Genomic DNA, 21,713 nt, shown 5'->3' on the forward strand with positions numbered 1-21,713 from the left:
GAAGCTCCGGCGCGTCCAGCGGCGCTTCAGACCGACCTTGCGATTCACTGCCCACGGCGCCCTCCATCCATCTTGACAAAACATAACTATTTGTTATAATAAATATGCCATCCATTGAGTTGCGTCGCGTCCTCATGTATCCGCACGGGAACGCAACCGCACCTCAACGAATGGAGAACCCCATGTCCAATGGACAGAACACCACTGAACTCAGTGAACGCGAAGAAGCCGAACGTCGGAGCGCCGAGATGCGTGAGATGGGCTTCGAGCCAGGCGAGCCCGTCCGTTCCGAATGGTACGGGCTCACCAAAGAGCAGGTGATGGAATCGCTGTTTAGCTCCAGTTACTCGAATCCGGTCCCCGTGTTTATCGAGTGCTCAGTAACAGAAGCGCGCCGTTCGATCGTGATCACGAGCGCCAAGGCGTTCTACGACAACTACGACAAGCCGAACCAGATGGGTGCCACCCCTCCGGGGTGCTGGGAAGAACCGCACTGGTACCTCGAAGGCTGGCTCCCCGCATCCGGCTACGATCCGGAGGGGCAAACCATCCGCCGAGTGCGTATCCACACCAAAGGCCTCGATTTCGACGACTTTTATTGGCAACTCATCCCGGCGACCCCCGGAGACCCTGACGCGCTCATCCAGGTCGTCGACTAAACCACCGCCCGCCCACGAAGTTGAGCCCCGCTCCTTCGCGAGCGGGCTCTTCTCTTTCTGCGAGAAACTCGGGCAGCGGAGACGTCGGCTCATCGCCAACCGTCAGTGCAGCACGAGTACCTTCGTGGCGGAATTCTCGTCTTCTGGAAGCTGTAACCAGTCCAGGCCGCCCGACCGCTCGATCACTTCCACGATGCGCAGCAGGAGCGTCAAGCTGCGATACAGCAGCGCCATCTTGCTCTCCAAGATCTCAGCGTGCAGTTCAGCGTCGAACGGCTGGTCAGGGTCGGACGGTTCACTTTCAACCAGCCAGTCGTTGAGAGTCAGCACGGAGTAATTCACAAAATCACGGCCCAGCCTTCCTGATTGCTGGATCAGGCGATCCATGACGCCGGGAGGGAGCACTTGCCCTGCCAGGCCGAGTTCATTTTGCCAGCGCCGATACTCGGTGCGAATCACGCGGAGCAGTATCTGCTGGATCGTTTGGCGGAACGGCCGCTTCCCCGGCGCATACCGGCGAATGATCCTCGGCGCGGCAGCGACCCCATGCTCAAGCCATGAGAAGACCTCGCGCTCGGTGAGGTGCTCACGAAGCGTACGCGCCGCTTCAGCAGCGGCCAAATGGTGGTTTTCCATCACGACGAGGTATTCAGCAACCGCGAGACGGATCGCGTCCTCCTGCGCACGGTCGGCATCTATCTCGCACGGCGAATGCGGAAGACCGACAAGCTGGCCAGCAAGCTGTAGAAAGGCGTTCTTCCGGTTCTTCAAGTATGTCTTTATCTCGGAAGGGTGCTCGCCAGACCAGTAATCTTTCTCGCGTTCACCGAGGAGCTTTTCGCTACCAGCATCGATGTTGAGTGCGATGCAGGCGATACGGCTCCAGTCTTTCCCCATCATGAGCCGAGGCGACTTTGCGACACAGGCGATGAACTCGAGCGCGACCGCGAAGCGATCACCTGAAGGACGTTTTGATCGCTTCAGCGTTGCCTCGACCGCCCGCAGTCGTGACGTGCATTCCAGTTGCTGAGCACTGACATACGTCAGCCCGCTCCCTTTGCGCACCAACTTCAGTTCGTCAAGCACCTGCGCAACTGACGGATACTCCATCCACGATCCGCCTTCCTCACGCCGCTCCATTCAGCGTACAAGGCCCCCAAACTTTCCCCCAGACTTTGCCCCATTCTGCGGCACAAGTTGGGGGTTTTCTTGGTCTGATGCGCGACGAAATTGGTCTTCACAATGATTCCTGAAGCCGCACACGACAACCGAAGGAGCAGCTCCCATGAACCCCAACCTCCTCGCCACAGACCATGCCGAAGCCCTCGCCAGGCTCGCCAGCATCGCCCGCAGGAAGGGCGTCAGCCCGGACGAGTTCCGCGCCCGCCTCGTGCACGAGTTCGTGGACGACCTCACCGAGCAGGTACGGAAACACCTCGACTTCTCAATGAAGCTCGTCGAGGCCGTCTCGCTGGTCTCGCCGGAGCGCGGCGGGAACCTCGCCGACGCGTTCGGTCGCGGCGTGCCAGAGCTGAACAGCCTCTGCGAATACCTCGCACACCTGAACCGGCACCCCCTCGACTGGCCGAGCAAGCAGTAGCGGAGCAGCTGGGGAGGGCGATAGCCGTCGCCCTCCCCAGCATCTTTCACTCGCATCTCTTCACGTAAGGAATTCACCCATGTCGCAAGAAGTCTCCCTCTTCGGGAACCCAACCAGCGGGGCGCTCGGCCCCGTCTTCAGCACACAGACCTCCCGGCAGGTGCGCCGCGAAGTGGAACAGGCGCAAGCGCGCGGGCAGGTCGCGCTCGCAAACATCGCCGTCCGGCACCAGATCGCCGAAGCCGAACTCGCCTCCAAAGCCACCCTCCGCGCCGCAGAGGAGCACGCCCAGTCCTACCTCACCGCGACCGCACTCTGCAATACCGCCACGCTCGTGGCGCAGGCGAAAGCCCACGCAAAGACCGCGCCCGAGGGCGCGCACCTGTACGAAGCGATCGTGACCGCGTACGCACAGGGCGCGATCCAACGGCTCCAGAAAGGACTGTAGGCCATGCACCCGGCAGAACTGACCCTCACGATCATCGGCACCTTCGTCTCCTCGTTCCTGATCGCCTACGCCGTCATCTACGGGATCGAGGTGCTCGTTGAGGTCATCGTCGAGTGGCGGGAACAGCGCCGTCAGGTGCAGATGGCCCGTATCGAGGCCGACCTCGATGCCGCGCAGAACGATCTTCGCCTGGCGGTACTCGCGCTTGCGGAGCATCTTGCCGCTGACCGCGACGAGGCCTCACGTGCGCTCACGCGTGCAGCGTATCTGTCGAGCGGCGGGGTTCCTCCCGTCGAGTAGCCGCTATCCGTTCGGGGCGGGCGTTGTGCAATCCACAACACACAAAAACGCTGCCACGTTCGGTTTGATGCGTCGGCGGTGCCGGACGGCGTCCGGTATTCGGTTCGCCCGCACCGTCTTGTCGGGCGTTCCCGATCCGACAGTTGACAGCTACGACCCGCTGTCCCATAAATCCTCTTCACCCGCCGGGCAGCAAAACCGCTCAGGTACAAGCAAAGGAGCACATTCACATGACCATCATCACCACACCCGCCGAGCGCGGCAACATCAACGCAGAGACCGAGGCGCGGATCGCTCGGTTCGGCACCGACAAGCGCATCAAAACCTGGTACGTTGACCCGCCCTGGGATATCGCCCAGACCGGGAAGCGCGGCGCGGCCCAGCACTACGATCTCATGACGCTTGACCGCATCAAGCAGATGGGGCCGCTCGTTCAGGAGCTCTCCGAAGACAACGCGACGCTGCTGATGTGGGTCACGAATGCCACCCTCCCTGCAGGCATCGAAGTGCTGCGCGAGTGGGGCTTCGAGTACAAGTCGCATGCCGCGTGGGACAAGTACTACATGGGGCTGGGCACGTACTTCCGTTCCAGCCACGAGACCCTGCTCCACGGAGTGCGCGGCAAGGTGCCGTTCAAGTATCGGGCGCAGCGTTCGACGCTGCTGTTTCCGCGCACCGAGCACAGTCGGAAGCCGGACGAGATGATCCCGATGATCGAGCGCATTCTCGACGGCCCGTACGCCGAACTTTTCGCCCGTCGTCGCCCGAACTCCCGCTCGGACTGGCTGGTGTGGGGGAACGAGATCGACTCCGACTTCATGCTGCCGGGCTACCCGGTGCCGAGCGATGCGAAGTTCATTCAGCAGGCGAAGGCCGGCGATGGAGGGTGCGGTGATGACTGATGCCTTCCAGCACGAAGAATTCCGGCAAGAAGGAGGTGAGTGGGATGGGAATGAAGTTCCTGAAGTTCTGTCTTGCAGTGCTCGCAGGCGTGATTCTGCTGTATCTCGCGGTGTGCCTGCTGACCCGGTTCTGGGTGTGGCTCGCCGTCATCGCGCTCGTCGCCGTCACGCTGTGGATCGGTGTCGCGGTCTGGCGCAGATGGCGGGACGGCTGGTGATAACCATGAGCGCGTTCACCTCTGTCGTGTCGTTGTGGAATGGACAACAGTACTTGACAGCTTGTCAAGTTCAGTTCATAACTGACGCCAACACCCGTTCTCGGGTACCTGTACGACCTTCACTGGCTGTTTGTCAACGTCAGCCGGAGCTTCTCCGGGCGGAGGTTCGTCATGCGTAACCCCATTCACTTCACGCGCCTGCTCCCCAGCACCGAGACCACCTCGGCGCAGATCGAACGATTCCTGCGCCTGCTCAGCACTCCGGGCGCACCCCGACCACTGGTCTTCGAGACCTACGCAACGGATGACTGCATCCAGCATTTCGTCGGACGCGCCGAACCCGGCAAAGCGCCGCTGCGTTCGCTGATCCGCGCTCAGCTCCCTGGCGCTCGGCTGCTTCGCACGAAGCGACCGGTCACCCCGGAACGAGTAGCCAGGCTTCGGCTCACGCCACGCGCGCTGCCGATCAGCGACACGACGGTCGAAGCCACCTTGCATGCCCTGTACGGGGTGCTTGCCAGCAGACGCTCCGGTGAGGCTATTGCGGTGCAGGTGGTGCTCGGGCGCGGGTATCGCCCCGTGCAGGTGCCTGCGAAGATCGCAGACCCCGCGCCCACGTTCAGGCAGCTCCTGCTCCGAGGCGGTGGGGTCGCCAGCGCTGAGACGCGAAAGCGAGTCGCCGTGCATGCCGCAGCACCGAGGGTCGATGTGACCGTGCGCGTCGGGGTGACCGCCGCCGTGTCGGAGCGTCGCCGTCAGCTACGCGGGCAACTCCTCAGCACATTGGCGCAACTCGAAGCACCGGGTGCCCGGCTGACGCTCCACGACGAACCGTCTACGAGGTGGGAGCAGGCCCGCACGGCCTTGACTGGCATTCCCCTGACTGCCGCCGTACTGACCGCGCTCCTGTGTTGGCCGGTCGATGATCTGCCGCTTCCGGGGCTGCCGCCAGCGCATCCGAAGCAACTCCCACCCCCGAAGGGCATCTCGAAAGACACCTCGGTGTTCGCGGTTACCACTGCGCCCGGCTACGACCATCCGGTTGGCCTGACGCCGGAGGCCAGGTTGCAGCATCTGGCGATCACGGGCGGCACCGGTTCCGGCAAGAGCCAAGTGTTCGCCGCTCTCGCCCTGTCGGATATCGCGGCCGAGAGGCCGCTCGCGCTGATCGAGCCGAAACGACAGCTGGTGGATCACATCGTTTCCCGCGCCCCGAAGAACGCCAGCGGGAAGCTCATCGTGATCGATGCCGCTGACGAGTGCCCGGTGGGGTTCAACCCGCTCGATATCGGGGATCATGATCCTGGCCCGGTCGTCGATGGCATCCTCGCCGTCTTCAAGACCGTGTTCGCAGACGGGTGGGGGCCACGCACCGAAGACCTCCTGCTCGTCTCCCTCCTCACCCTCGTCGCGGACGGGCAGCGGCGGGGCGAGCCACACACCCTATTGGATCTGCCGCCGCTCATCTCGGACGATGCCTACCGGCGGAGCGTGATCGGCGCAGTCACCGACGATCCGACGCTTGCCGCTTACTGGGCGACGTTCAACGGGTTGAGCGCCGCGCACCGGGCATCGATCGTCGCCGCACCCTCAACAAGCTCCGCAAGTACGTGCTGCGGAAGAACATCGCGGCAATCCTCGGACAGGCCAGCCCGAAGCTTCGGCTGCGGGATCTGTGGCGCAGCCAGTACGCGGTGCTGGTGCCGCTGAACGATGCACTGATCGGGCCGGGAGCCGCCCAACTCCTCGGTGGCCTCATCATCTCGGAACTCTGGCTCGCTACTCAGGAGCGGGCGCTGGAGAAGAATCCGCAGGCGAGGCCGGGGATGGTGTTTGTGGATGAGGTGCAACGTTACCTGCATCTGCCGACCTCGATCAATGACGCCTTGGCGACGAGCCGCTCCTACGGGATTGGCTGGCATCTCGCAGCGCAAGGCCGTTCGCAGCTTCCGAAGCAGCTCGAACTCGCCCTGGAGCTGAACGCCCGGAATCAGGTCACGTTCGCGGCCAGCCCCAACGACGCCACCGCGCTCCAGCGCACCACCACGAGACTCGCCAAGGAGGATTTCCAGAGTCTCGGGCGGTTCGAGGTCTACGCGAATCTCGTCGTGGACGGCGCACCCGCTGGATGGTTCTCTGCCCGCACCCTCCCAAAGGTGAAACGCAGCGGGCAGGGGAAGCAGATTCGTGCCGCCTACCGGAAGCAGTTCGGCGGCAACCCAGTCGCACCGAACACGTCGACTACGGCGTCAAGCTCCGCGACTACAGGAACTACCTCGGCAATGACCTCAGGTGCGTCAGGGGCGAGCGTATCGCCGTCGAATCAGAGGAAACGGAGGCCGTCATGAGTGCGTCACGACGTCAGAAGGCGAGCATTTTTGTGGAAGCGAGAAGTGAGAGCGGTATTCGGTTCACTGTTCCGTTCACTCTGCCCACTCCACCCCTGATATCCCGTCGTGTCGCCCCTGTTCCGGCGAACTGGGATGGGACTCCCGCTCGTTTGAGCGGGGCGCGGGGTGACGACCCCAAGCCGCCGACGAAGCGAACCGGGAGGCAGCTTGGCGTGCCGTAGCCCACGCCGTCAGCCCGTCCAGCACTTTGACAATCCGCATCACCTCTCACCGAAAGGAGGCCAGACATGACCACGAAACGCTCGCCGTACAAGATCGATGCGTTACTGTTCCAGCTCACCGAACGCGACCTCCGCGTCCTCGAAGATCTCGAACGCTTCCGACTCCTCGATACCCGGCTCATCCAACGCCTCCAGTTTCCCGTGTTCGACGGCGGCCCACACCAGACGGGCGGCTCAGCGACCAGGACGGCGCTCCGGATCCTGGCACGCCTCGAGGGGCACGGCCTGGTTGCCCACGTGGGGCGACGTGTGGGCGGAACCCGGCACGGCTCGACCCAAACCGTATGGCACCTCGCCAGTACCGGAGAACGGCTCCTACGCGCCCGCAGAGGCGAACCCGGTCGCCGCCGCTACGTCGACCCCAGCCCGCTGTTTCAGGCGCACACCCTCGACATCGCCCGCTTCGCCGTAGCACTCATCGAGCGAGCACGCGAGCAGCACTGCGAGGTACTGGAGCTGCTGACTGAGCCGGCGACGTGGCAGCAGTTCCATGCTGCCCACGGCGGAGCACTCACTCTGAAGCCCGACCTGTTCGTCGTCACAGCCGATAGCGAGCACGAAACGCACAGCTTCGTGGAGATCGACCGCGACACCGAACACCTCCCCGCGATCCTCCGCAAATGCCGCCTCTACCAGCAGCACTACCACACTGGAGCCATCCAAGCCGAGCAAGACGGCCTCTACCCGAGCATCGTCTGGGTCACCCCGACCGAGGAGCGCGCCGAGCGTATCCGCCGCGCGATCACGAACGATCCGTCGCTCACGCCGGAGCTGTTTCGCACCGGCACCCAGGAGACAACGATCCCGATCGTCGCCCCGTATTCATCTCAATCACCAACTGAATGAGGAAGGAGAAACACCATGAACTCATCCACCAACATCAACGTCATCACTAACCAGGCGGCACAGGTCACCGCGCCAGACCAGAGCGAAAAGGCCACGCAGATCATCGAACTGGCGCTCCTCCTCGATCCCGAAGCGCAGGCACACACGGTCGCCAGGGTGATCGCGGCGACCCTGCACGACGGCCCCGGAACTGCCCTGGAACGTTTCGCCGCCACCGGATACCTCGAGGCCCAGGCTGCGCTCGATGAACTGAACTACGTCCGCGTGCCCTTCGAGCAGGAAGCCTGGGTCGATGCCCTCGCCCGACACATCCTCTTCACGAAAGGAGGCAGATCATGAACCCGACCGAACGAGCACCGACGCCTGGAGACGAACACCTTATCCGCCCCGCGGCCGAGGGCGAGCAGACCGATTGGCGCAGAATCGAAGTCGCCTCCCGTCGCTTCGGTGACTTCGTCACGGGTGGCATCGCGTACGCGGTAGAGACGCATTCCGGGATCGAGAAGAGCACCGCCCGAACGATCGCCCACGTCCTCGGGCGGGGCATCGGACGCATGAGCGCGCTCGCGGACTTCGGGCGCACCGGCGAAGGTGACTACGAGCGGCTCCGCGACGAATACCTGACGCTCTACCACGACCCCGCAGGCCCAGCCTGGGCGAAGGAGCAGATCAACTGGCTCGGCACCCACCTCATCCGCCATGCCCATCCGAACGCGCAAACGATCCAGAGCCCGGAACCCTACCCGCTGACGCTCGACAAACTCCTTGTGCCTACCATCGTGGAGGTCGGCGATTGGGCGTTCACCGTGCACGTCCCGGGAAGCTACTCGGGAGAGGTCATCCAAAATGATCTCGTGCCGACCCTGGCCGAACTCCAAATCGACGAAGACCGGGCGCTGCGAGCGTTCCTGAGTCTCCCGAACGTGAACGTGATGAGCGGCGCCATTATGGAAGACTTCCACGACTGTTTCGTCCGCTCCTACCGGTCACTCAATGACGCCCTGCACGAGATCTGCGAGGTGGACGAACGCGAACGCGACGTGATCGACCACGCCGACCAGAAGCGGATGGTCATCGAGACCATGTCGCCTGACTACCGCGAGCTCCGCGAGGAAGCGGGCGAGGGATACGACTTCGTGGAAGACGAGGAGTGGGTACATGTCTTCACGAAGTAGGCGGCGTCTCAACCGTCTGCCGCCACAGCTCGATGCGGGCACGCGAACGAATCGCAGCGTGCGAGCCACGCTAGTGCACCGCAAGAAGCCTGATCCTCGTGCGCTTGCTCAGGCGCTACTCACGCTCGCCGCGCACCAACACGGAGAGGCCACAGGCAACAAGAGAGGCGATTCAAGAGCCGAAACGAGGTGAAAAATACAACGCCGGGGTGACCAGGGGTAGATCCGCTGAATTCACCCTGAACCACCCGTAAACGCTCGACTTCTAGGCCGGAACGAGCGTCAATCCGAACAGGCATAAGAGGAAAGGAGTCGATTCATGCTCGATTACACAGAACCACAGCCAAGTGGCGGGGCAGTCACCGACAGCCCGGCAGCGAACTCCATCACCGGGCTGGAACACCTTCAGACGGCATGGGACGATTCGCCCGGGAACCCTACCGCGTCACTCACCGCTCAGGCGGTGCTCTACCTGCGCGTTTCGACGCCGAGGCAGCTGCACACCGCCGCTGATCTCGATGAGGACGGCAACAGCATCGCCACCCAGCGCGTGGAGGCGATGCGGAAGGTGCGTGAGCTCCGGGCGACCGTCGTGCGCGAGTTCATCGAACCAGGGCAGTCCGCCCAGACCATCAACAAGCGTGCCGAGTTCAAGAAGCTCCTCCGCTACCTCGACGAGCACCCCGAGGTGAAGTTCGTCGTGATCTACATGCGCTCGCGCGTGTTCCGAAACTTCACCGACGCCGCGATCACGAAGCGGCAACTCCTCGAGAAGGGCGTGCGCCTGATCTCGGCGAAGGAGGAGTTCGGCGAAGGGTACATGGCCGATGCGATGGAAGCCATCACCGATGTGATGAACGAAGTCCAAGTGCGCATGAACGGCGAGGACGTCAAGGTCAAGATGGCGCACAAGGTCGAGCAGGGCGGCTCGGTCGGGCGCGCGAAGCTCGGCTACCTCAACGTGCGCAAGGACTTCAGCGGCAGGCTCGTGAATACTATCGACGTCGATCCGGTACGCGCCCCGCTGGTCACCTGGGCGTTCGAGCAGTACGCCACCGGCTCGTACTCCATCTCCCAGTTGCAAGAGATGCTTGAAGAACAAGGGCTCACGATGCGCCCGTCCCCGGCACGTGCCGAGAAACCGGTCAGCCACACCCGGCTCGCCGGGATCCTCCGCGACCCCTACTACACGGGCGTGATCCGCTACAAAGGCAAGCTCTACGCGGGGCGGCACGAGCCCCTCATCTCCAAGGAGACATTCCTGAAGGTGCAGGCCGTGCTCGACCAGCGCACCCAGCGCGGTGACAAAGACGTCGTCCACTTCCACTATTTCAAGGGCATCATCTACTGCGGACGATGCGCCGAGAAGGGGCGCAAGAGCAGGCTGCTCTATAGCCAAGCATCCGGCAACGGTGGCGTCTACGAGTACTTCGTCTGCACCTCCAAACAGCGTCGCCTCTGCGACATGCCCTGGCTGCGCATCGAGATCGTCGAGAAAGCCGTGCAGCGGGCAATCATGGCAGAGGATATGAACCCTGACGAGCTCGACCGCTTCAAGGTGCTCGTCACCGAGGCAGTGGACGATATTCTCGCCTCAGACAAGGAAGCCAAGGCGCATCTGCGTAAGCAGCTCAAGAAGCTCGAAGCGCAGGAAGAGCGCCTGATCGCCCTCGCAGCCACGGGCACGGCGGCGATCGAGAAGATCCACGAACAGTTGGAGAAGACTTCTCTCCAAAAGGCAGCCGTAGCCGAGAAGCTGGAAACCACCGCCGAGCGGCTACGGTACGGTGCGGAGATGGCGCTCGCGTACCTTGACCTGCTCCGAGAGCCGGGGAGGATCTACGAGAACGCGCCAGACAGTGTGCGCCGCGACATGCTCACCGCGCTCTACAGCGAGATCCTGATCAACGCCGAGGAAGGCGCCGTGGAGACTGAACCGACACGAAACGAGGCCAACACGCTGATCCGCAGCATGTGGGCCTCAGAGGGCCCAGAAACGGGCCAGAACGCAAAGAAAAAGAAAGCCTCTCGAACTAATACAAGGGGCGATCTCACCGAAACGAGCTTGTCTGGTTCGCTTGTGCGCGGTTCGACAAACTCGTATGTGGCTGGGATACCAGGACTCGAACCTAGAATGACGGTACCAGAAACCGTAGTGTTGCCAATTACACCATATCCCAATGGTGAGATTCCGAAGCCCGGAGGACCGCGGCACCGAGAGACAACTCTACATCGAACCTCGGCAAAGTTCAAAACACGGTCGCCCGGGCGCGCCTCGGCGCGGGATACTGGGTCGTGACGAGCCCGGAGCGCCCGCTCCCCCGCTCGCACGACCAGAGGAGTTCCCCGTGATCGATCGCTTCGGCAACGTCATGATCTACGTCACCGACCCGCGCGCCGTCGCCGATTTCTGGGTCGGCACCGTCGGCTTCACCGAGCTCTCGTCGCAGGAACTGGACGGCAAGACGCTCTCGGTCGAGATCGCGCACACCCCCGATTCGGAAGCCGCGATCACCCTGTTCGACCGCGCAGTGGTTGCCCGGATGTCACCTGAGCTCGACCTCGCGACCCCGTCGATCCTGTTCGCGAGCCGCGACGTGCGTGCCATGCGCGAAGCACTCGAGGAGCAGGGCGTCACCGTCGGTCCGGTCGCCGAGCACGGCGGGCAGACCACCTTCAATTTCGCGGATCCCGAGGGCAACTACTTCGCCGTGCGGGAGATCTCGGGCTGACTCCGCCACCGCGTCGCAACGCTCAGATCAGGTCGTCGACGGCGATCTGACGGATACCGCTGCTGTGCAGCACGAACTGCGCGCGGATCGGCGGACCGCCGTCGGCGGTGGCCGCTGAGAACGCGCGCGCCCAGCTGAGGTCGGCGTTCGAGAACTTGGCCGGCCCCCGACGCTCCCACACCAGCACCAGCGAGGCTGCTCCGACCAGCTGGACGATCTCGCCGATACGGTCCCACAGCACGTCGATCATCGGGTCGTCGACGCGTCCCTCGATCTCCGAGGGGCTGTCGGGGCTGATCGGGTAGTCGTCCATCGGCATGAGCGGGCCGACGATGCGCTTCGCCCTGTCGAGGAAGATCAACCAGAACTGCCGCTGGTTGGCCTCGCGGAGCAGGAGTCGCAGCACCTCCTGGAGGTCGCGGTCGGTGGAGAGGACGCGTTCCGGATCGAGCCGGGAGTCTGAGGTTCTCATGCCTTCGACTCTGCCGTCCGGTCGACGGGCGCGGGGCCCGATCCGGGAATCTGTGGATGGATCGCGTCTGTGGAGGGCGATACTCCCTCCGCTTCAGCTCCCGACGGGGTCCGCTCCAGGGTTGTCCAGCGAATCGATGTACCGCAGTACGATCCCCTCGCGCAACGCCCACGGCGAGATCGTGAGGGTCTCGACCTCGAACACCTTCATGGCCGTGCGCAGCACGACCGCCCCCGCCATGATCTGATAGCCGCGCTCGGGCGTGATCCCGGGCAGGTATTCGCGCACCGAGCCCGGCATCTCGCGCAGCGAGGGCTCCCACTCGCGCAGACCGACGTAGTGCAGCGGCGCCAGATCCCCGGTGATCGGATCTGACGGCCCGCCGATGAGCCGCGCGAGCGAGCGGATCGTCTTCGACGTCCCGACGACGCGCTTCGGGCGCGGACGCTCCGAGAAGAGCTCCTCGCGCACCCGGGTGAACTCGGCCCGCGCGTGGGCGCGCAGCAGCGAGACGGCCTCGCGCGGCGGCGGATCCTCGGCCAGGAAGTTGATCGTGGACCGCCCGGCGCCGAGCGGCAGCGACACCTGCACATCGGGGTACTCGTCGGCGCCCTGCGCGATCTCGAACGAGCCCCCGCCGATGTCGAAGAGCAGGATCTCGCCCGCCGACCAGCCGAGCCAACGCCGCACGGCGAGCATCGTGATCCGGGCCTCGTCCTCGCCCGTCAGCACGCGCAGTCGGATTCCCGTCTCCCGCTCGATCCGCGCAAGCACCTCCTCGCCGTTCGCCGCCTCCCGGATCGCCGACGTCGCGGTGGCGATCAGGTCGTCGACGCCGATCTCGGCGACCGTGTCGCGCGCTTCGCGGATCGCGTCGACGATGCGGACGACCCCTCCTCGACGATCGCCCCATCGGCATCCAGGTAGCGCATCAGCCGCAGCACCGAACGCTGCGAGTGGTAGGGCACGGGGCTCGCGCCCGGGTGCGCGTCCACCACCAGCAGGTGGACGGTGTTTGATCCGACGTCGATCACTCCGAGGCGCATGTCGAAAGCATAGTGCCGCCGCGGCCCGGAATAGCGCGGGGCGGATCCGGGTTGCACCCGCGGTGCCGATGCGCGCGCATCGCACGGTTCTCGAAAGGACTCCCATGCAGATCGCCCTCTGGATCGTCTCCGGCCTGCTCGCCGCCGTCTTCCTCATGGCCGGCATCGCGAAGATGTCGACGCCGAAGGAGCAGCTGGCCGAGAAGATGGCCTGGGTGAACGACTACTCCCCGCGGGAGTGAAGCTCGTCGGACTCGCCGAGGCCCTGGGCGGCATCGGCCTGATCCTGCCGCAGCTCACCGGGATCCTGCCCGTGCTGACGCCGCTCGCGGCGACCGGCCTCGCCGCGGTGATGGTGCTCGCGATCGTCTGGCACGTGCGCCACGACGACGCCAAGGCGATCGGCATGAACATCGTGCTGCTCGCAGCCTCGCTGTTCGTCGCCGTGTTCCGCTTCATCGGGTTCTGACCGGGCGCCCGGGCGACTCGCGCGACCCCGCCGACGTCGGACGGTCCTCGCGCGCTACCGCGCGGGGACGCCTGACGGGCCGCCGATCTCGCCCATCTCCCCAGGAGCGGCGGAGTCGTCGGCCTCGGTCAGCGCTTCGCGTTTGGTCTTCACCCAGGACCGGATCCCGAACAGCTGCCGGAACAGCGCCCGGTAGACCACCGGATAGATGATCCAGGAGTAGATCAGGTACCCGTGCGCGATCAGCAGGTCGACGAGGATGTCGCGCACCCGGCGGCCGTGGCGCGCGTGCAGCACGCCGATGATGCCGGGCACCGCCGTGAACAGGTAGAACAGCACGGCCATGATGATGGTCCAGTGCGGCCGCACCTCCCCGGTGATGAGGAACACGACGCTCAGCACGACGGACAGGCCGACGCAGGATTGCACGATCGGCGTCGCGAGGTACCAGAGCTGGCTCAGCTTCGCCATGATCCCGTGCGATCGGTCGCGCAGCACCGCCCCCGCGAGATCGATCACCTGCCAGCCGCCCTGCGCCCACCGCGTGCGCTGCCGGTAGAGCATGCGCAGCGAGTTGAGCCCCTGCTGCGAGACGGTGATGCTGCGGGCCTGCTCACCACGCCAACCGGCGTGCAGGAGTCGGAGCCCGATGTCCTGGTCCTCGGTGAGGCGGCCCGCCCGCCAGGGGCCGAGGCGCCCGCGGTCATCGCGCACGGCCACGCTGTCGAGCGCCGCGAGCCGGTTGAACTGGCCGTTGCCACCCATGTTCGCCGTGCCCCACGCCATCCGCCCGCGCTGCAGCAGGTTGCCGAACACACCGAACTCGACGTCCTGAGCCCAGGTGAGCGGGGTCGTCCGGTTGTAGATGCGCACGAGCGACTGCACCCCGCCGACCTCGGGATCGCGGAAGTGCCAGCTCACGCGCCCGGCACGCGGATCCAGGCGCCCGTCGGCATCGACGATCGTGAAGATCACGCGCTCGACCGGCCAATCCGCCCACCGGCCGGTCCGCAGCACGCGCTCGTGCAGGTGCCGCCAGGCCGCGTTCAGCGCCTCCGATTTACCCTCGCGGGCTTCGGGCGGCACGCGAGTCAGCACGGTGAGCTCGGGCAGGTCGAGACCCGCGAGGATCTCCCCCGTGCGGTCGTCGGATCCGTCGTCGATCACGAGGATCACCCGGTTGCGTACTTCGACCTCGGTCAGACGCCCGACGGAATCCGCGATCGTCACCTCCTCGTTGAGCGCGGGCACCACGAACACCCAGAGGAAGTCCGCCTCATCGAGCTCCGGCAGGTTCCGATCGTCGTCGCGCTCGCGCCGCCCTTCGCTGCGGGATCGGTTGCCGAGGATCAGCGTCGACAGCACCGATACCAGGATCAGCGCCAGCGCGATGATGAAGATGGGCTGGCACCACGGGGGCGAGCCGTCGAACAGGTGCGCCATGGCGTAGGCCGTGCGGTCGATCTCGTCCTGCAGCGAGGCGGGCGCGACGATCGCCTGCCCGAGCAGCACCGGACCGCTCCCGCCGCTCACGCGCCGCCCTCGATCGGGTCCGGGAGTCCGAGGCGGCGACGCACGCCCGCGCGCACTTCCCGCTCACGCGCGCTCATCGCTCCGGGATCATCGCTGAACACCGCATCGAGGATCCGCGCGATCCGCGCCGACGCGGTGCCGTCACCGTAGGGGTTCCGTCGGGATCCGCGCTCCGCGCGCATCGCCGGGTTCTCGATCAGGGCGCTCCCTTCCGCCAGGATCCGCTCGGGATCCGTACCGACGAGCACGAGGGTCCCCGCTTCGACGCCTTCGCCCCGCTCCGTCGTGTCCCGCGTGACGAGCACGGGGGTGCCGAGCGCCGGTGCCTCCTCCTGCACCCCGCCGGAGTCGGTCAGCGCGAACAGCGCCCGATCCATGAGGTGCGCGAACGCCACGTAGCCGCGCGGCTCGACGAGCCGCGCGTTGGGCAGGCTCGCGAGCGCGGCCACCAACGGGCGGCGCGCGACGGGGTTCGGGTGCAGGGGCACCACGAAGCGGACCTCGGGGAACCGCTCTGCGAGCGCGCGCACGCCCGCGGCGATGCGCTCGAGGCCGATCCCCCAGTGCTCACGTCGGTGCGCGGTGACGAGCACGAACGGGGCGTCGGGATCCGCGATGAGGTCCTCGAGGCCCGGACCGAAATCGAGCGGCTGCCGCGTCGCCCACTCGAGCATGTCGATGGAGGTGTTGCCCGTCACGACGATCCGGTCGTCGTCGATCAGCTCGGCACGCAGGTTCTCGCGATTCGTCTCGGTCGGCGCGAAGTGCAAGCCCGCGATGCGCGAGATGAGCTGCCGGTTGCCCTCCTCGGGGAACGGCGACAGCAGATTCGAGGTGCGCAGCCCCGCCTCGACGTGCACGACGGGCAGCTGCAGGTTGAACGCGGCGAGCGCCGCCGCCGCCGCGGAGCTCGTATCGCCGTGCACGAGGCAGGCGAGCGCCCCGTCGGGACCGCGTCGGCCGTCGGAGCGATTGCGCTCGGGTACAGCCTGCACCCGCCAGATCCGGTCGATCCCCGTGATCACCCGGGCGACCATCTCGTTGAGCGTGGGCCGCCGGTCCTCACCCGAATCGGGATCGTGCACGGGATCCGCGACGCGCAGGTCGGCGTCGATCCGCTTCCCCTGCGCCTCGAACAGTTCGCGCACCATCTCAGTGTGCTGCCCGGTCGAGATGACGACCGGGCGGATCCGGCCGCCGTCGTCGAGCGCCCGGATCACCGGGATCATCTTGATGGCTTCCGGCCGCGTGCCGACGATGACAAGCACGCGCTGCAGTCTCTCTTCGACCATCGGTCCCCCCGGATCCGCCCGCGGAGGTCGGATCCGCGGTTGGAGATATCTTCACGCGTCGGTGCCGAGCTGCCAAGGGGATCCGGGGAATCTCGCAGCGTGCGCATAGGATCGCATCCGCACCGCGACGCGTTGGGCGCGGTGCGGATGCGGGTGCGCGTGCGGGTGGGAGTGCGCGTTGAGCGGCGAGCGCTGCGCGGGGTCAGACCCCCGACAGCGGCCCGACGCGTTCCACCCGGATCACCGGTTCACCCTCGGACTCGGACTCACCGAGGTCGACGACGCCCTCGATGCCCCAGTCGCGGTCGCCCGCGGGGTCGAGCAGCACCTGGCGGAACCGCCAGACCCCTCGCTCACCGCTTCGGATCCGCGATCGATCTGCAGCAGATTCGCGGCGCGCGCGTCGGCGTCGACCCCGATCTCCTCGTACTCGGTGAAGTAGCCGTCGAGCGCATCGCGCCAGCGGTCCTCGCCGAAGCCGCCGGGCCCGTCGAGCTCCGCGAGCTCGTCGTAGCGCTCGAACGCCGCGGCCTGGACCCGGCGGAACAGCGCACCGCGGATCATGACCAGGAATGCGCGCTCGTTGCCGAGCAGCGAGCGCATCGCCGGGGGCGCGAGGGGTCCCTCGACGGACACCCGCTCCGCGGCCTCGTGAGCCGCCGCATCCGGGTGCGCGAGCTCCTCCCACTCGTCGATCAGGCTCGAATCGACCTGGCGGACGAGCTCGCCGAGCCAGTCGATCAGTTCATCGAGCTCCTCGGTCTTCGACTGCTCAGGCACGGTGCGCTCGATGGCGCGGAACGCGTCGGACAGGTAGCGCAGCACGCCCCCTCGGCGCGTCCCAGCCCGTAGAACGACACGAGGTCGCGGAATCCGAAGCCGCGCTCGATCATGTCCCGCACCACGGTCTTGGGGCTCAACCGGTAGTCGCGCGCCCACGGCACCTCGGCCGTGTAGGCCTCGTAGGCCTCGTCGAGCAGGTCCTTGAGCGGCTGCGGATGCGTGATCTGCTCGAGCCGTTCCATCCGCTCGTCGTACTCGATCCCCTCGGCCTTCATCGCGGCGACGGCCTCGCCGCGGGCGCGGTGCTCCTGTGCGCGGAGGATCTGCCGCGGATCCTCGAGCGTCGCCTCGATGATCGAGATGACGTCGAGCGAGTAGGTGGCCGAATCAGGGTCCAGCAGTTCGATGGCTGCGAGCGCGAACGGCGACAGCGGCTGGTTCAGCGCGAAGTTCGCCTGCAGGTCGATGGTGAGGCCGAGCAGGCGCTGGGTCTCGCCGGTGGCGGGATCGACGTGCTCGCGCACTTCCACGATGCCGCCGTTGCGCAGGGTGCGGAAGATCTCGAGCGCGGTGCGCGCGTGCGCGAACTGGGCGGCACGCGGTTCATGGCTGTCGAAGATGAGCATCTGCATCGTGTTGAGGGCTTCTCCTCCCACTCCTCGCCGCGCCCGATGACGCCGAGCACCATGGAGTGCGTGACCCGCATGCGGCTCACGAGCGGTTCGGGCTCGGACGCGACGAGCTTGTCGAGCGTCTGCTCGCTCCACGCGACGAAGCCCTGCGGCGGCGCCTTCTTCTTGACGGGCTTCGCCTTCTTGCCGCCCTTGCCGTCCGCGGCCTTCGCCGCGGCCTTCGCGACCGCGCGGGCGTTCTCGATCTCGTGCTCAGGCGCGAGCGCGATCACATCGCCCTCGGTGTCGTAGCCCGCGCGGCCGGCACGACCGGCGATCTGGTGGAACTCGCGGGCGGACAGGCGGCGCATCTTCTCGCCGTCGAACTTGGTCAGCGCCGTGAGCACGACCGTGCGGATCGGCACGTTGATGCCGACGCCGAGCGTGTCCGTGCCGCAGATGATGCGGAGCAGGCCGCGCTGCGCGAGCTGTTCGACGAGTCTGCGGTAGCGCGGCAGCATGCCCGCGTGGTGCACCCCGATGCCCGAGCGAACGAGCCGGGAGAGCGTGGAGCCGAATCCCGTCGAGAAGCGGAAGTCGCCGATCGCCGCGGCGATCTCGTCGCGCCCGGCACGGTCGACGATCCTGATCGAGGCGAGCGCCTGCGCCTGCTCGACCGCGTGGGACTGGTTGAAGTGCACGAGATAGGCCGGGGTCTCGCGGTCGGCGATGAGCTGTTCGACGACCTCGTGCACCGGCGCGACCTCGTAGCTGAAGCTCAGCGGCACCGGTCGCTCGACGCCCGTGACGAGCGCGGTGTCGCGGCCGGTCGCCTCGCTCAGGTCCGCGGCGAGCGCGGTGACGTCGCCGAGGGTCGCCGACATCAGGAGGAACTGCGCGTCGTGCATGAGCAGCAGCGGCACCTGCCAGGCCCAGCCGCGATCGGGGTCGGCGTAGTAGTGGAACTCGTCCATCACGACCTGCGTGATGCCGCCGGCCTCCGGGTTGTCGACATCGCGATCGCGAATCGCGAGGTTCGCGAGGATCTCGGCCGTGCAGCACAGGATCGGGGCGTCGGCGTTGATCGCGGTATCGCCGGTGACCATGCCGACGTTCTCGGCGCCGAAGATGCCGACGAGGTCGAAGAACTTCTCGCTGACCAGCGCCTTGATCGGCGCGGTGTACACGGTCCGGCGGCCTTCGGCCACGGCGATGAAGTGCGCGCCGATCGCGACGAGCGACTTGCCCGTGCCGGTCGGCGTCGCGAGGATCACGTTGCTGCCCAGCGTGATGCCGAGAACGGCCTCCTCCTGGGCGGGGTAGAGCCGCAGGCCGCGCTCGTCGAGCGCCCACTCCACGAACGCCGCGAATGCCTCCTCGGGGTCGCCGCCGTTCTCGCGCACCGCTTCGAGGGCCTGCTGCAGGCTCATGTGTCGGGATTCTCCTTAGGGTCCGGCGCGGATTCGACCGCAGCGGACGTCGACTGCTCGATCTCGGCGAACTTCGCCTGCATGGTCGGGTTGCCGCGCGTGAGCCTCTTGATCGTAACGCCCTGCGCCTTGTCGTTCGCGAGGCGCAGGTTGTTCTCGGACTTCAGCAGGTTGTCCTTGACCTTCTGCATCTCGGCGATCGAGGTGTCGATGCGCTTGATCGCTTCCTGGAACTGCCGCGACGCGAGGTCGTAGTTGCGCCCGAACGCGTCCTTGAACGTCTCGAGGTGCTCCTCGAACCGCGTGATGTCGATGTTCTGCGCACGCACCTGCTCGAGCTCGGCCTTGTACTGCAGCGCGTTGAGCGATCCGTTGCGCAGCAGCGTGATGAGCGGCAGGAAGAACTGCGGTCGCACCACGTACGTCTTCGGATATCGGTGCGAGACGTCCACGATGCCGTCGTTGTAGTACTCGCTCTCCGGCTCGAGCAGGGAGACGAGCACGGCGTACTCGCAGCCCTTCTCGGTGCGGTCCTTGTCGAGTTCCCTGAGGAAGTCCTCGTTCTTCTTCTTGGTCGCGGTCGCGTCGGCCTCGTTCTTCATCTCGAACATGATCGAGACGAGCTCGATTCCCCGGTCGTCGTAGTCCCGGAAGATGTAGTCGCCCTTGCTGCCGGTCCGGGCGTCGTTGTCCTTCTCGAAGTAGGCGTTGGGGAAGGCCATCGCCCGGGCCCGGTTGAACGTGTTCTCGCAGTGCAGCTCGAGGGTCTCGCCGAGCATCTTCGTCGAGAGGCGCGCCTTCAGGTCCCGGAGCCGCTCGATCTGGTCGTCGCGATCCCTGATCTGGATCTCGAAGCGTTCCTTCATGGCGCGCTCGGCGACCTCCTTCTCGAGCGCGGCTCGATCCAGCTCGGCCCGCAGGGCGTCGCGCTGCCGCTCGACGGCGCCCACCGCATCGCTCACGGCGAGCTTCCGTGCGAGATCGGCGCTCTCCAGCTGCGCGCGCAACTCGTCGCGCTCCTTCTCGAGGGCGCCACGCGCCTCCGCGACGGCGAGCTTCCGCGCCGTCTCCCCTGCGTCGAGCTCCGCCCGCAGCCGCTGGATCTCGGCATCCTTCGCCGCTTCGGCACGCTGCAGGTCGCCCGCGGCACGTTCCCCGGCGAGTTCGAGCGCCTTCGCCTTGTCCTGCTCGGCGAATTCGAGCCGCTCGTGCAGCTGCCGCTCGAACTCGGCGTCCCGGACCTGCTTGAGGATCTCGGCGTACCCGGCCTCGTCGACCGTGAACGCCTTGCCGCAGTGCGGGCACCTGATCTCGTGCATCGCGCCGCTCCTTTCTCGCGGGTGCCGTCGGACGGGACCCGTCAAGCCTGGCAGATTCCCCTGGATCCCGGATGCTCGGTGCCGGAGTCGCGGAGCCTGCCGGGCGAACGGGAGTACGCTCGCTGACCATGGCCGATCCCCTGCTCTTCCGTCCCTACCGCCTGCGCCGCACGGAGGTGCGCAACCGTCTCTGGGTCTCCCCGATGTGCCAGTACTCGGCCGAAGCGCAGGACGGCGTGCCGACCGACTGGCACCTCTCGCATCTCGGCGGCCTGGCGCGAGGCGGGGCCGGAATGGTGATCATGGAGGCGACCGGAGTGGTCCCGGAGGGCCGCATCTCGCCGTTCTGCCTCGGGCTCTGGAACGACGAGCAGGAGGCCGCGTTCGCGCGCCTCGCCGAGGTGGTGCACGCGCACGGGGCGAAGCTCGCCGTGCAACTCGGCCATGCGGGCCGCAAGGCCTCGACCTACCCCTGGATGCCCGGCGGGCCCGAGGGCTCGGTTCCGGTGGGCTCGGGCGGATGGCCGACCGTCGCCCCGTCGGCCGCGGCCTTCGACGGCTTCGCCGAGCCGAGGGCGCTCGAGCGCGAGGAGCTGCCCGAGCTGGTGCGCGCCTTCGTCGCTGCCTCCTCCCGTGCGGTGCGCGCCGGACTCGACGCCGTCGAGATCCATGCGGCGCACGGATACCTGCTGCACCAGTTCCTCTCGCCGCTCTCGAACTTCCGCACCGACGCCTACGGTGGCGCGCTCGAGAACCGCGCGAGGCTGCTGCGCGAGGTGGTCTGCGCCGTCCGGGCCGAACATCCCGAGCTTCCGATCCTGGTGCGGATCTCGGCCACCGACTGGCTTCCCGGAGGATTCGAGCTGCACGAGGCGCAGCAGGTCGCCGCATGGCTCGCCGAGGACGGCGCCGATCTCGTCGATTGCTCGACGGGCGGCAATGCGCCGGAGGCGCCGATCCCGGTCGGCCCCTCCTATCAGGTGCACTGCGCCGCGGCCGTACGCGATGCGGGGATCCCGACGGGCGCGGTCGGTCTCATCACCGAAGCCGCGCAGGCCGAGGGCATCCTGGTCACGGGCCAGGCCGACGTGGTTCTCCTCGGTCGCGCACTGCTGCGGGATCCGCACCTGCCCCTGCGCTGGGCGCACGAACTGCGCGCCCCGGGCGCGGACGCGCTCGTCCCGCGCCAGTACTGGCGGGCCCGCTTCTGATCCCCGCGCGGCTGTCGGTGGCCGCCTCTAGAGTG

20 protein-coding genes, 1 tRNA gene and 3 pseudogenes are annotated in these 21,713 nt (G+C 66.4%); 16 read left to right on the forward strand and 8 right to left on the reverse strand.

All coding sequences use genetic code 11. The features are described from left to right. The first annotated feature begins 182 nt into the window (after positions 1–182). Positions 183–659: a hypothetical protein gene (locus AB3K78_RS09165; protein ID WP_416442583.1), complete on the forward strand. Its 477-nt coding sequence runs from the start codon at positions 183–185 to the stop codon at positions 657–659. 102 nt (positions 660–761) lie between these two features. Here AB3K78_RS09165 and AB3K78_RS09170 read toward each other — a convergent pair whose 3' ends face one another. Then, positions 762–1,769, reverse strand: a complete 1,008-nt coding sequence (locus tag AB3K78_RS09170; protein WP_416442585.1) for a hypothetical protein — start codon at positions 1,767–1,769, stop codon at positions 762–764. A gap of 175 nt (positions 1,770–1,944) precedes the next feature. Between AB3K78_RS09170 and AB3K78_RS09175 the strand changes: the two genes are divergently transcribed. From AB3K78_RS09175 to AB3K78_RS09225, 11 genes and pseudogenes are all read left to right on the forward strand, one after another. Further along, the gene (locus AB3K78_RS09175) at positions 1,945–2,259 is read left to right on the forward strand and encodes a hypothetical protein (protein ID WP_416442587.1); all 315 of its coding nucleotides are present in this window, start codon (positions 1,945–1,947) and stop codon (positions 2,257–2,259) included. A gap of 79 nt (positions 2,260–2,338) precedes the next feature. Then, positions 2,339–2,707, forward strand: a complete 369-nt coding sequence (locus tag AB3K78_RS09180; RefSeq protein ID WP_416442588.1) for a hypothetical protein — start codon at positions 2,339–2,341, stop codon at positions 2,705–2,707. 3 nt (positions 2,708–2,710) lie between these two features. Beyond that, entirely contained in the window at positions 2,711–3,007 is a 297-nt protein-coding gene (locus AB3K78_RS09185) for a hypothetical protein (protein WP_416442590.1), read from the forward strand. Between the two features lie 230 nt (positions 3,008–3,237). Further along, entirely contained in the window at positions 3,238–3,909 is a 672-nt protein-coding gene (locus tag AB3K78_RS09190; RefSeq protein ID WP_416442592.1) for an MT-A70 family methyltransferase, read from the forward strand. Between the two features lie 44 nt (positions 3,910–3,953). Beyond that, the gene (locus tag AB3K78_RS09195) at positions 3,954–4,127 is read left to right on the forward strand and encodes a hypothetical protein (protein WP_416442594.1); all 174 of its coding nucleotides are present in this window, start codon (positions 3,954–3,956) and stop codon (positions 4,125–4,127) included. Between the two features lie 171 nt (positions 4,128–4,298). Beyond that, positions 4,299–5,837, forward strand: coding sequence for a hypothetical protein (locus AB3K78_RS09200; protein WP_416442596.1), 1,539 nt, complete (start codon positions 4,299–4,301; stop codon positions 5,835–5,837). Then, a complete protein-coding gene (locus tag AB3K78_RS09205) occupies positions 5,828–6,475 on the forward strand; it encodes a TraM recognition domain-containing protein (RefSeq protein WP_416442598.1) in 648 nt (215 codons plus the stop codon). Before AB3K78_RS09200 ends, AB3K78_RS09205 begins: the two co-directional genes overlap by 10 nt. Before the next feature lie 290 nt (positions 6,476–6,765). After that, positions 6,766–7,605 carry a replication-relaxation family protein gene (locus AB3K78_RS09210; protein WP_416442600.1) on the forward strand — a complete coding sequence of 280 codons (840 nt, stop codon included), beginning with the start codon at positions 6,766–6,768 and terminating at the stop codon, positions 7,603–7,605. Positions 7,606–7,620: 15 nt separating this feature from the next. Continuing rightward, complete coding sequence (locus AB3K78_RS09215) at positions 7,621–7,944, forward strand: hypothetical protein (protein WP_416442602.1); 324 nt, start codon at positions 7,621–7,623, stop codon at positions 7,942–7,944. Then, a complete protein-coding gene (locus AB3K78_RS09220; protein ID WP_416442604.1) occupies positions 7,941–8,780 on the forward strand; it encodes a hypothetical protein in 840 nt (279 codons plus the stop codon). The genes AB3K78_RS09215 and AB3K78_RS09220 overlap by 4 nt, the downstream gene beginning before the upstream one ends. A 319-nt stretch (positions 8,781–9,099) precedes the next feature. Beyond that, positions 9,100–10,284 (forward strand): annotated as a pseudogene (locus AB3K78_RS09225) (recombinase family protein); the annotation flags it as partial. 601 nt (positions 10,285–10,885) lie between these two features. Here AB3K78_RS09225 and AB3K78_RS09230 read toward each other — a convergent pair. Beyond that, positions 10,886–10,960: transfer RNA gene (locus tag AB3K78_RS09230), tRNA-Gln, on the reverse strand. A gap of 168 nt (positions 10,961–11,128) precedes the next feature. On the opposite strand from AB3K78_RS09230, the gene AB3K78_RS09235 reads away from it, so the two are divergent. Then, the gene (locus tag AB3K78_RS09235) at positions 11,129–11,512 is read left to right on the forward strand and encodes a VOC family protein (RefSeq protein WP_416442606.1); all 384 of its coding nucleotides are present in this window, start codon (positions 11,129–11,131) and stop codon (positions 11,510–11,512) included. Positions 11,513–11,534: 22 nt separating this feature from the next. Here AB3K78_RS09235 and AB3K78_RS09240 read toward each other — a convergent pair whose 3' ends face one another. Both AB3K78_RS09240 and AB3K78_RS09245 read right to left on the reverse strand, forming a co-directional pair. After that, positions 11,535–11,984: a hypothetical protein gene (locus AB3K78_RS09240; protein WP_416442608.1), complete on the reverse strand. Its 450-nt coding sequence runs from the start codon at positions 11,982–11,984 to the stop codon at positions 11,535–11,537. A 93-nt stretch (positions 11,985–12,077) separates the two neighbouring features. Continuing rightward, positions 12,078–13,030: pseudogene (locus AB3K78_RS09245) on the reverse strand (Ppx/GppA phosphatase family protein). A 104-nt stretch (positions 13,031–13,134) separates the two neighbouring features. Between AB3K78_RS09245 and AB3K78_RS09250 the strand changes: the two are divergent. Together AB3K78_RS09250 and AB3K78_RS09255 are read left to right on the forward strand one after the other, a co-directional pair. After that, on the forward strand, positions 13,135–13,272 hold the full coding sequence (locus AB3K78_RS09250; protein WP_416442610.1) for a hypothetical protein: 138 nt from the start codon (positions 13,135–13,137) through the stop codon (positions 13,270–13,272). Then, complete coding sequence (locus AB3K78_RS09255) at positions 13,269–13,499, forward strand: DoxX family protein (RefSeq protein WP_416442612.1); 231 nt, start codon at positions 13,269–13,271, stop codon at positions 13,497–13,499. Before AB3K78_RS09250 ends, AB3K78_RS09255 begins: the two co-directional genes overlap by 4 nt. A 54-nt stretch (positions 13,500–13,553) precedes the next feature. Here AB3K78_RS09255 and AB3K78_RS09260 read toward each other — a convergent pair whose 3' ends face one another. The 4 genes and pseudogenes from AB3K78_RS09260 to AB3K78_RS09275 form a co-directional block, all read right to left on the reverse strand. After that, on the reverse strand, positions 13,554–15,032 hold the full coding sequence (locus tag AB3K78_RS09260; RefSeq protein ID WP_416442614.1) for a glycosyltransferase family 2 protein: 1,479 nt from the start codon (positions 15,030–15,032) through the stop codon (positions 13,554–13,556). Continuing rightward, positions 15,029–16,300 carry a non-hydrolyzing UDP-N-acetylglucosamine 2-epimerase gene (gene wecB / locus AB3K78_RS09265; RefSeq protein ID WP_416442616.1) on the reverse strand — a complete coding sequence of 424 codons (1,272 nt, stop codon included), beginning with the start codon at positions 16,298–16,300 and terminating at the stop codon, positions 15,029–15,031. The genes AB3K78_RS09260 and wecB overlap by 4 nt, the downstream gene beginning before the upstream one ends. A 226-nt stretch (positions 16,301–16,526) precedes the next feature. Beyond that, positions 16,527–19,148 (reverse strand): annotated as a pseudogene (locus AB3K78_RS09270) (DEAD/DEAH box helicase). Further along, positions 19,145–20,467 carry a DUF2130 domain-containing protein gene (locus AB3K78_RS09275; protein ID WP_416442618.1) on the reverse strand — a complete coding sequence of 441 codons (1,323 nt, stop codon included), beginning with the start codon at positions 20,465–20,467 and terminating at the stop codon, positions 19,145–19,147. The pseudogene AB3K78_RS09270 and the gene AB3K78_RS09275 overlap by 4 nt, the downstream one beginning before the upstream one ends. 128 nt (positions 20,468–20,595) lie before the next feature. Here AB3K78_RS09275 and AB3K78_RS09280 point away from each other — a divergent pair, with 128 nt between their 5' ends. Further along, positions 20,596–21,678 (forward strand): NADH:flavin oxidoreductase/NADH oxidase, encoded by a 1,083-nt coding sequence (locus AB3K78_RS09280; RefSeq protein ID WP_416442620.1) that lies wholly within the window; start codon positions 20,596–20,598, stop codon positions 21,676–21,678. Positions 21,679–21,713: the final 35 nt, after the last annotated feature.

The sequence above is a fragment of the Leucobacter sp. HNU genome (assembly GCF_047946755.1).
Lineage (GTDB): Bacteria > Actinomycetota > Actinomycetes > Actinomycetales > Microbacteriaceae > Leucobacter.

Bases quoted from the DNA above. Each gene is read 5' to 3' on its own strand.
- AB3K78_RS09175 (WP_416442587.1), top strand. From the start codon at position 1,945: ATGAACCCCAACCTCCTCGCCACAGACCATGCCGAAGCCCTCGCCAGG.
- AB3K78_RS09220 (WP_416442604.1), top strand. From the start codon at position 7,941: ATGAACCCGACCGAACGAGCACCGACGCCTGGAGACGAACACCTTATC.
- AB3K78_RS09240 (WP_416442608.1), bottom strand. From the start codon at position 11,984: ATGAGAACCTCAGACTCCCGGCTCGATCCGGAACGCGTCCTCTCCACC.
- AB3K78_RS09195 (WP_416442594.1), top strand. From the start codon at position 3,954: ATGGGAATGAAGTTCCTGAAGTTCTGTCTTGCAGTGCTCGCAGGCGTG.
- AB3K78_RS09165 (WP_416442583.1), top strand. From the start codon at position 183: ATGTCCAATGGACAGAACACCACTGAACTCAGTGAACGCGAAGAAGCC.
- AB3K78_RS09280 (WP_416442620.1), top strand. From the start codon at position 20,596: ATGGCCGATCCCCTGCTCTTCCGTCCCTACCGCCTGCGCCGCACGGAG.
- AB3K78_RS09210 (WP_416442600.1), top strand. From the start codon at position 6,766: ATGACCACGAAACGCTCGCCGTACAAGATCGATGCGTTACTGTTCCAG.
- AB3K78_RS09275 (WP_416442618.1), bottom strand. From the start codon at position 20,467: ATGCACGAGATCAGGTGCCCGCACTGCGGCAAGGCGTTCACGGTCGAC.
- AB3K78_RS09185 (WP_416442590.1), top strand. From the start codon at position 2,711: ATGCACCCGGCAGAACTGACCCTCACGATCATCGGCACCTTCGTCTCC.
- AB3K78_RS09180 (WP_416442588.1), top strand. From the start codon at position 2,339: ATGTCGCAAGAAGTCTCCCTCTTCGGGAACCCAACCAGCGGGGCGCTC.
- AB3K78_RS09250 (WP_416442610.1), top strand. From the start codon at position 13,135: ATGCAGATCGCCCTCTGGATCGTCTCCGGCCTGCTCGCCGCCGTCTTC.
- AB3K78_RS09200 (WP_416442596.1), top strand. From the start codon at position 4,299: ATGCGTAACCCCATTCACTTCACGCGCCTGCTCCCCAGCACCGAGACC.
- AB3K78_RS09215 (WP_416442602.1), top strand. From the start codon at position 7,621: ATGAACTCATCCACCAACATCAACGTCATCACTAACCAGGCGGCACAG.
- AB3K78_RS09170 (WP_416442585.1), bottom strand. From the start codon at position 1,769: ATGGAGTATCCGTCAGTTGCGCAGGTGCTTGACGAACTGAAGTTGGTG.
- AB3K78_RS09190 (WP_416442592.1), top strand. From the start codon at position 3,238: ATGACCATCATCACCACACCCGCCGAGCGCGGCAACATCAACGCAGAG.